4 protein-coding genes and 2 pseudogenes are annotated in these 7,597 nt (G+C 71.1%); 4 read left to right on the top strand and 2 right to left on the bottom strand.

The features are described 5' to 3' along the window. Window positions 1-204 (top strand): annotated as a pseudogene (locus tag AWC19_RS26800) (hypothetical protein); the annotation flags it as partial. Between the two features lie 3 nt (window positions 205-207). Here AWC19_RS26800 and car read toward each other — a convergent pair. Together car and gabT are read right to left on the bottom strand one after the other, a co-directional pair. Continuing rightward, window positions 208-3,723 carry a carboxylic acid reductase gene (car, locus tag AWC19_RS26805; RefSeq protein ID WP_085081104.1) on the bottom strand — a complete coding sequence of 1,172 codons (3,516 nt, stop codon included), beginning with the start codon at window positions 3,721-3,723 and terminating at the stop codon, window positions 208-210. A gap of 150 nt (window positions 3,724-3,873) precedes the next feature. Then, a complete protein-coding gene (gene gabT / locus AWC19_RS26810) occupies window positions 3,874-5,214 on the bottom strand; it encodes a 4-aminobutyrate--2-oxoglutarate transaminase (RefSeq protein WP_085081105.1) in 1,341 nt (446 codons plus the stop codon). 121 nt (window positions 5,215-5,335) lie between these two features. Between gabT and yajC the strand changes: the two genes are divergently transcribed. The 3 genes and pseudogenes from yajC to AWC19_RS26825 form a co-directional block, all read left to right on the top strand. Further along, on the top strand, window positions 5,336-5,683 hold the full coding sequence (gene yajC / locus AWC19_RS26815) for a preprotein translocase subunit YajC (protein WP_085081106.1): 348 nt from the start codon (window positions 5,336-5,338) through the stop codon (window positions 5,681-5,683). A gap of 89 nt (window positions 5,684-5,772) precedes the next feature. Further along, a pseudogene (locus AWC19_RS26820) lies at window positions 5,773-6,220 on the top strand (protein translocase subunit SecD); the annotation flags it as partial. 273 nt (window positions 6,221-6,493) lie between these two features. Next, on the top strand, window positions 6,494-7,597 hold a 1,104-nt coding region (locus tag AWC19_RS26825), incomplete at its 3' end, for a DUF7159 family protein (RefSeq protein WP_425436918.1).

The raw sequence follows: 7,597 nt of genomic DNA on the forward strand, positions 1-7,597 counted from the left end.
CCCGAAGCCCCCGAAGCCCCCGCACCCAAGCACGCGTCCGCGCCCGAACAGCCGTCGGCCGACGTCTCCTCGGGCGCCCTCACCCAGCCGCGGGTGGAGCGCTACGGCGACGCGGGCGCCGAACCCAAGCGGGGGTGGCGCCGCCAGCGCACGGAGGGCACCCCCGGCGCCGCGTACCTGCGCTGGCCGCACCCCCAGGGCTAGCCGTCAGAGCAGTCCGAGCAGCTGCAGGTCGGTGATGTACTTGACGATGATCGGCGCCGAGACGTGCGGAATGTCCTTGTCGGGGCCGATCTTCGCCTCCTGCACCGCGGCGCGGAACCTTTCGGTCGGCGCCAGCGAACCGCGCAGCGGCCGCTCCGGCTTCTGATAGTTGTGCAGCAGCGGCAGCAGTGAGTACTGGCGCTGCCGGTCGGGCAGCGCGCGCATCGCCCCCTCGAACCGGCGCAACCACTCGGCGTAGTCGTCGATGCGCTGGATCGGGTAGCCGGCCTCGATCAGCCAATCGACGTACTCGTCGAGGCCGATGCCGTCGTCGTACGGGTTCATCACGTGGTAGGTCTGGTAGCCGTCGCCGGCGCGGGCCCCCAGCGTGGAGATCGCCGCCGCGATGAACTCGACCGGCAGGCCGTCGTAGTGCGCCCGCTGGCGGTTGCCCTCGGCGTCCAGCTCGTAGAACGACTCGGGCGCGATGCCGGTGGCCACCAGGCTCAGCATCATCCGGGTGAACATGTCGGGCAGGTTGAGCTGGCCGGCGTAGGTAGTGTCGGCCAGGATCATGTCGCAGCGGAACACCGCGACGGGCAGCCCGCACAGGTCGTGGGCCTCGCGCAGCAGCACCTCGCCGGCCCACTTGCTGTTGCCGTAGCCGTTGGCGTAGCTGTCGTTGATCGTCCGCGTGGCGCTGAGCTGGCGGATGTCGGCGTCCTCGACGAACTGACCCGGCGGGATCTGGTCGCCCACCCCGATCGTGGAGACGTAGGTGTAGGGCTTTTGCCGGCCGGTCAGCGCGATCCGCAGCAGCTCGGCGGTCCCGAGCGCGTTGGGGCCGAACAGCTCGCTGTAGGGCAGCACGTGGTTGACCAGGGCGGCCGGGTCGACGATCAGGTCGACGGTGTCGGCCAGCCGCTGCCAGGTCTGCCGGTCCAGGCCGAGGTTGGCCTCGCCCTTGTCGCCGGCGAGCACCTCGAGGTGGTCGGTGGCCAGCGCGCGGTAGTGCTCGAGCAGCTCGGGGTCGCCGCTGTCGAACGTCTTGTCCAGCCGGGCCCGAGCCTCCTCATGCGAGCGGGCCCGCACCAGCGCGATCAGCTTGCCGTCGACGAGGTCCATGCGCTCGAGCCAGTCCAGGGCCAGGTAGCGCCCGAGGAAGCCGGTGGCGCCGGTCAGCAGCACCGTGCGCACCTCGGTGGCCGGCTTGGGCAGGCCGGGCGCGGCGGCCAGCGTCTCGGCGTCGAGGAACTTGTCCAGCGTCAGGTCGCTGGCGTGCACCTCGGTGGCGTCGCGGCCGTGCACGGCGGCGAACGTCGGGCGTTTGCTGCCGGTGCGCTCGCCCTCGATGTAGGCCCCGATGGCCCGCAGGTCGCTGGCCGGGCTGACGATCACGCCCACCGGCACGTCGACGTCGAAGATCTCGCGCAACAGGTTGCCGAACGTCAACGCCGACAACGAGTCTCCGCCCAGGTCGGTGAAGTGCACCTCGGGCGCCACGTCGCTGCTGGCGGTGCCGAGCATGGCGGCCGCGGCCCGGCTCACCGTCTCGAGCACCGGGCGGTCGGCGCCGCTGCGGCGTAGCTCGGCCAGCTCGTTGGCCTGGCCCTGGGCCAGGTCGGCGTAGAGCTGTTCCAGCCGCTCGCCGTAGTGCGCCTTGAGCTTGGGCCACGCCAGCTTGCGGATCCCGGTCAGCAGGCCGTTTTCCAGGCTGAACGGCGTGGTCTCGATGAGGAAGTCGCGCGGCACCTCGTAGGACTGCAGGCCGGCCTCCTTGGCCACCTCCTGCAGCGAGTCGGCGATCAGCGGCTTGAGCTCGTCGAGCGGGTAGCGCGCCAGGGCGTCCTCGGTCGGCACCACGACCGCCAGCAGGTAGGGCTGTGCGCTGTTGCCGTAGACGTAGATCTGGCGGACCAGCGGGCTGTTGCCGAACTCGGCCTCCAGCTTGGCCAGGGTGACGAACTCGCCCTGGGCGAGCTTGAGGACGTTGTTGCGGCGGTCCACATACACCAGGCGGTCGGGGGCGACCTCGGCGAAGACGTCGCCGGTCCGGTAGTAGCCGTCCTCGTCGAACACGTTGGCGGTCGTCTCGGCCCGCTTGTAGTAGCCGGGAAACATGTTCTCGGTCTTGAGTAGCAGCTCGCCGCGCGGGTGCGGCCGGTCGGTGGAGAAGTAGCCCAGCTCCGAGACGTCGACCAGCTTGTAGTCGACGACCGGCGGACGCTGCACCTCGCCGTCGAACAGCACCATCCCGGCCTCGGTGGAGCCGTAGCCGTCCAGCAGGTGCATCTCGAGCAGCGCCTCGACCCAGTTGCGCAGCTCGGGCGAGGTGGGCGCCGAGCCGGTCATCGCGAAGATGAACCGCCCGCCGAGCAGGTAGCGACGCTGCTCGTCGAGCACCTCCGCCTCGACGGACTGGCGCATCTGGGAGTCGGCGCCCTCGGGCAGCCGACGGTCCACCTGGCGCTGGAATTCGCCGTACAGCGTCTCCCAGATCCGCGGCACGAAGTTCAGCTCGGTCGGGCGGACCAGCTCGAGGTCCTCCAGCAGCGTGGAGAGGTCGCTTCTGGCCGCGAAGTAGGCGGTGCCGCCGTTGCCGAGGGTGCCGTAGAGGATGCCGCGGCCCATGACGTGGCTCATCGGCATGAAGTTGAGGGTGATCGACGCGGCGGTGGGGCCGAACCAGTTTCGGCTGTTGCGGCGGAACATCTTGGCGACGTTGCTCTGCGGGTACATCGCGCCCTTGGGGGCGCCGGTGCTGCCGGAGGTGTAGATCAGCAGGGCCAGCGGGTCGTCCCCGTCGGGGGCCGGCACGGCGGCCGGGGGCAGCGCGGCCCCGCGCTCGAGGAGCTCGGCCAGGGTGTCGACGGCGACGGCGGTGTCGGCCAGCCGCGCGCGGGCGGCGTCGACGGCCTCGCGCTGGTCGTCGACCTCGGTGCGGTGGTCGAACACGACAAGCTTGGCGGGGCGGTGGCCGCCGCTGGCGATCAGCTCGACCGCGTCGGGCAGCTGGTCGGCGCTCGCGGCGATCACCCGTGGCTCGGTTTCGGTCACGATCGGCTGCAGCTGGGCGATGGCGGCGCTGGTCTGCAGCGGAACCGACACCGCGCCGATCACGCCGAGCGCCATGTCGATGGTGGTGTAGTCGACGCTGTTGAAGCCGAGCACGCACACCCGGTCACCCGCGCGCACCCCGTCGTGGGTCAGCGAGCGCGCCAGCGCGGTCACCCGGTCGCGCAGCTGGCCGTAGGTGATGGTCTCGAAGCGGGAAAGCGGCTCGGCGGAGGTGCGGCCGGTGTTCGGATCCTTGACTAACTCGACGGCGCGGTACCCGAGGGCCGGGCGGTCCGCGTAGCCGTCGAGCAGCGTCTGGACGACCTGGGGCAGTCGCAGCCCGGGCTGCTCGAGGGCGGCGGCGACCGCGGGGTCCGGCCGGGCGGCGGCGAACTGGGGGTCGTTGGCGATCAAGACGTCGACACGGCGTGCCAGGCGCTCTTCCTGAGTGGTAGTCGACATAAATACTTCCCTCTGACTGCCGGATAGCTAGGTGATTCTTCAGCGCGACGCTGCGCTGACGGGCAAAACGTTAGTTAAACTAACGGTATTCCTAAAACGGTCCCGCGTCGCTGTGACTTTCCACACCGCCCGGGCGGGGTTTTTCGGGTGCTACAGGTCGCCGAGAAGCTGGCCGAGCACCTCGACACCCTCGGCCAGCAGCTCGTCGCCGATGGTCAGCGGCGGCAGCAGCCGGATGACGTTGCCGAACATGCCGCAGGTCAGCACGACGACTCCGGCCGCGTGCGCCGCCTTGGACAGCGCCTCGGTCAACCCGGGGTCGGGGTCGGCGGTCCCGGACTTCACCAACTCTATGGCGATCATCGCGCCGCGGCCGCGAACGTCGCCGATGCGGTCGTCGCCGGCCTGCAGCCGCAGCAGCGGCTCGGTCATCAGCCGCTCTAGCTGCCGGGCCCGCTCGATCAGCCAGTCGCGCTCGATGGTTTCGATGGTGGCCAGCGCCGCCGCGCAGGCCACGGGGTTGCCGCCGAAGGTGCCGCCCAGGCCGCCGACGTGCGGGGCGTCCATGAGCTCGGCGCGGCCGGTCACCGCCGACAGCGGCAGCCCGTCGGCGATGCCCTTCGCGGTGCAGATCAGGTCGGGCTCGATGCCCTCGTGCTCGCAGGCGAACATCGCGCCGGTGCGCGCGAACCCGGTCTGCACCTCGTCGGCGATGAACACGACGTCGTTGCGGCGGCACCAGTCGAGCAGGGCCGGCAGGAATCCCTCGGCGGGCACGATGAATCCGCCCTCGCCGGCGATCGGCTCGATCAGGACGGCCGCCAGGCTCTCGGCGCCGACCTGGCCTTCGATGACCCGGATGGCCCGCGCGGCGGCCTTCTCGCCGTCGGTGGCCAGTTCCTTGTCGAGCAGGCCGTCACGGTAGGGGTAGGACAGCGGCGCCCGGTAGATCTCCGGCGCGAACGGGCCGAAGCCGCTCTTGTACGGCTTGGACTTGGCGGTCAGCGCCATCGCCAGGTTGGTGCGCCCGTGATAGGCGTGGTCGAACGCCACCACGGCGGGCTTGCGGGTGTAGGCGCGCGCGACCTTGACGGCGTTCTCGACCGCCTCCGCGCCGGAGTTGAACAGCACCGAGCGCTTCTCGCCGGAGCCGGGGGTGATCCGGTTGAGCTCCTCGGCGACGGCGACGTACTCCTCGTACGGCGTCACCATGAAGCAGGTGTGGGTGAAGTCGTCGACCTGCGCGCGCACCGCGTCGACGACCCGGGGCGCCGAGTTGCCGATCGTGGTGACCGCGATCCCCGATCCCAGGTCGATCAGCCGGTTGCCGTCGGCGTCCTCGATGATGCCGCCGCCGGCGCGCGTCACGAACACCGGCAGCGAGACGTTGACGCCGTGCGACACCGCCGCGGCCCGGCGCTTGTTGAGTTCCAGCGATGCGGGACCGGGGATTTCGGTGACCAGCTGGCGGCTTTGCTCGAGGCTGGCCACTCTCGTCCTCCTCACCGCGGCGCGGCCGTCACGTCGCGAATCCAAGCCTATCGGTTCGGCGCTGCGTCGGCCGGTTGTAGCGGGCATCGTCGCGACCTGCGGTGATGGCAGACTGACCGTCATGGATAGTTTGGTCTTGTTCTTGCCGTTCGTGCTCATCATGGGCGGCTTCATGTACTTCGCGTCGCGCCGCCAGAAGCGCGCGATGCAGGCCACCATCGACTTGCACGAGTCGCTGCGGCCCGGCGACCGCGTGCACACCACGTCCGGGCTGCAGGCCACCATCGTCGCGATCGCCGACGACACCGTCGACCTCGAGATCGCGCCGGGCGTGGTGACCACGTGGATGAAGCTGGCCGTCCGCGACCGGATCCTGCCCGAGGAGCCCGAGGAGGCCGGCGAGGCCGGCGAGGACGCGGGCGCCGGCGGCTTGGAAGAGTCCGACGAGCTGACCGACCCGGGCCGATAGGCCGCGCGCGGGGGGAACGTGTGGGCGACACGTAGGCTTTTCTAGGCTCTGTCGGGGGCAAGAAACCGATCCAAGGAGATACGAGGAAAGTGGCATCGTCTTCCGCGCCGGTGCACCCTGCCCGCTACCTGTCGGTTTTCTTGCTGTTGCTGATCGGCGTCTACCTGCTGGTGTTCCTCACCGGCGACAAGCGCGCCGCCCCCAAGCTCGGCATCGACCTGCAGGGCGGCACCCGGGTCACGCTGACCGCCCGCACCCCGGACGGCTCGCGGCCCAGCCGCGAGGCGTTGGCCCAGGCCCAGCAGATCATCAGCGCCCGGGTCAACGGGCTCGGCGTGTCCGGTTCGGAGGTCGTCGTCGACGGCGACAACCTGGTCATCACGGTGCCCGGCAACGACGGCAACGAGGCCCGCAACCTGGGGCAGACGGCGCGGCTGTACATCCGCCCGGTGCTCAACTCGATGCCCGCGCAACCCGCCGCGCCCAAGCCCCCGCAAGCGCCACCGCCGACCCCACCGCCCGCGGCGCCACCCGCGTCGCCGGCGCGCGTCGCCCCGGACCCGAATCCCCCGCAGCAGTGGTTGCCGCGGCACCCCCGCGACGACGATCACGACGATCACGGCGGGTGGCTGCGGCGCCACTTGGGGCGCGGCGTCCCGGTTCCCTAGCGCCGTCACGGGCCGATAGAACCGCGTAAAATCGGGGGACTAGGGGAACACAGGTGGGGACCGTCGACGTGCCGCTGTGGCTGCAGGCTGCGACGGCCGCGTCCCCCGGCCGGACTGGCTAGCTAACGACGATGGAGGAGCTTTGGACACCGTCCTGGGCGTGTCGATGGCGCCGACGGCCGTCCGTATGGTGCTGGTCGAAGGGGAGAACGGCGACGGCGCGACCGTCGACGAGGACAATATCCAGGTTGCCGCGGACGACGACGCGGCAACTTTCAGCGCCGCCGACCAGGTCGTGTCGGCGATCCTCGGGACCCGAGAGGGCGCCGCCGAGGGCGGCTACCAGCTGACGTCGACCGGCGTCACGTTCACCGACCCCATCGAGGCGGCCGCGCTGCGCGATGCCCTGGCCGCACACAAAGTCGAAAACGTGATGCTGGTCTCGGCCTTCCTGGCCGCGGCCGCGCTGACCCAGGCGGTCGGCAACCAGACGAACTACGCGCACACCGCCCTGCTCTACATCGAGCCCGACACCGCGACGCTGGCCGTCGTCGACAGCGCGGACGGTTCCGTCACCGACGTCCGCCGGCAGCCGCTGCCCGACGACGACGCGGCCGCGGTGACCCAGCTGGCCACCATGGTTTCGGAAGCCGAGACCCTGGCGTCGCTGCCGGACGCCGTGTTCGTCGTCGGCTCCGGCGTCGATATCCCGATGATCAAGCCGGCGCTGGAGGCCGCGACCACGCTGCCGCTGGCCTCGCCCGAGGAGCCGGAGACGGCGTTGGCGCGCGGCGCGGCGCTGGCCTCGGCGAACGCCCCGCTGTTCGCGTCGTCCACCGCGGCGCTGGCCTACGCGCAGGACCCGGGCACCGGTGCGCTCGACCCGTTCGCGGTCGCCCCGGGCTACTTCGAGGCTTCGAGCGCCGACGCCGACGGGCTGGCCTACAGCGCGGTGGCCGACGATCTGGACTACCCCTACACCGGCGAGCACCCCGTCGCCGCCCCGCTCGCCGGAGAGGCCGACGGCGAGCGCAAGTCGTTCCGGCTGGTGGGGACCGCCTTGGCGGCAATCTTCGTCATCGGGGTGGCGGCGCTGGTGGTTTCGTTGGCGATCGCCATTCGTCCGACCGCCGGTGTGCAGCCCGCGCCCGGCCACAACGTCGTCGCGCCCGCCCAGGCGCCGGCACCCGCTGCTCCCGCCCCTGCCCCGGCTCCCGCGGCTCCCGCGCCGGCACCCGCTCCGGAT

The organism is Mycobacterium palustre, from assembly GCF_002101785.1.
Classification (GTDB): domain Bacteria; phylum Actinomycetota; class Actinomycetes; order Mycobacteriales; family Mycobacteriaceae; genus Mycobacterium; species Mycobacterium palustre.

What these genes read in the sequence shown, in the direction of transcription:
- yajC (WP_085081106.1), top strand. Translation starts at nt 5,336, where the DNA reads ATGGATAGTTTGGTCTTGTTCTTGCCGTTCGTGCTCATCATGGGCGGC.
- car (WP_085081104.1), bottom strand. Translation starts at nt 3,723, where the DNA reads ATGTCGACTACCACTCAGGAAGAGCGCCTGGCACGCCGTGTCGACGTC.